Consider the following 1,272-nt stretch of genomic DNA (forward strand, 5'->3'; position numbering starts at 1 on the left):
GTGGGTACCACGCACGCCAAGCACCCCGACCGGGGTCAGCACCTGATAGTGCTCGTCGTCCTCCCCCTGCTTGCGCACGTAGGATTCGACCTGGCCCTGGCGCAGCATGATCTGCAGGCGTTCGTGCTCCTCTTCCCAGTGCAGTTCGACCTGGGAGCTGGACGGCAAGACGATGCGCGAACCGTCGCCACTGACCAGGCTGACGAACGTGGAGTCCTCGGTGCGAATACCTTCCTTGTCATCGACCAGCATGCCTTCGCGCAATGCCGTTTCCGCGCCTCGCGCGTCGACGATCCACGCCCGCCCTTCCAGATACTGGACATAGACGGGCAACTGCGGAGCCAGCGGGCCGACCAGCTCGCCGTCCTCGACAGGCTCGGCCAATGCGTCCACGCTGGCGCACGCCCCCACGACCAGCAATGCCCTGCAGAACCACGCGCCAGCGCTCAAGGCGCCACGCAACCCCAGCATCCCCATTTCCCTTGTCACTCAGTCCAACTCCAGGCGATTGCGGCCATTTCTCTTGGCTCTGTACAGGGCCTGATCGGCCCGGCGCAGGGTATCCACGCCCGACTCACCAGCCGAGAACGACGCCAGACCAGCCGAACAGGTGATACGCAGGCGCCGGCCACGCACATGAAAGGGCGCCGATTCGATGCTCTTGCACAGTTCCGAGAGCACCGCGTAGCCGGCTTCCCGGCCGGTATTGGGCAACAGGATAGCGAACTCCTCGCCACCATATCGCGCCAGAAAGTCGCTGTCGCGCAAACGCGACGCCAGCAACCTGGCGATCAGGCGCAAGGCCTTGTCGCCCGCCGGATGACCGAAGTCATCGTTGATGCGTTTGAAGTGATCCACATCCAGGAATGCCAGTTGCAGGTCGCCACCGTGGCGCCGGTGACAGGCCAGCGCTTCGTTCAGGCGCAGTTCCCAGGCCCGGCGATTCGGCAGCTTCGTCAGCACATCGGTCAGCGCCTGGCGCTGTTGCTGGTGAGCCAGCCCGTTGAGGCGCTGCAGGCGCTTGCGGTATCCATCGAGCTCGACCTGCAGGCTGACGATGCGCGCCTGCATGATCTGCTCGGTGTGCTGCTGGGCATGCAGCGCCTCCAGCAACTGGCGCAACCGGGCATGCGTCGGCCCATGCGGAGGTGATACGTCCGCACCATGGATCGATGTGATAGTTGCCATCGCCCACCTCCGTTGCGAATTCATTCACGCCCGATCAGGCGGTGACATCCAGCACCCAGGACCGCGCCCAGCAACGGCGCGAGC

The 1,272-nt window shown here is 64.8% G+C and carries 2 protein-coding genes; both read right to left on the bottom strand.

What is annotated here, in order from left to right; all coding sequences use genetic code 11:
- On the bottom strand, window positions 1-471 hold a 471-nt coding region (locus J0A65_RS23615), incomplete at its 3' end, for a FecR domain-containing protein (protein WP_206596724.1).
- An 18-nt stretch (window positions 472-489) separates the two neighbouring features.
- Window positions 490-1,188: a GGDEF domain-containing protein gene (locus J0A65_RS23620; protein WP_206596725.1), complete on the bottom strand. Its 699-nt coding sequence runs from the start codon at window positions 1,186-1,188 to the stop codon at window positions 490-492.
- Window positions 1,189-1,272: the final 84 nt, after the last annotated feature.

The sequence above is a fragment of the Bowmanella yangjiangensis genome (assembly GCF_017255015.1).
Lineage (GTDB): Bacteria > Pseudomonadota > Gammaproteobacteria > Enterobacterales > Alteromonadaceae > Bowmanella > Bowmanella yangjiangensis.

Bases quoted from the DNA above. Each gene is read 5' to 3' on its own strand.
- J0A65_RS23620 (WP_206596725.1), bottom strand. From the start codon at position 1,188: ATGGCAACTATCACATCGATCCATGGTGCGGACGTATCACCTCCGCAT.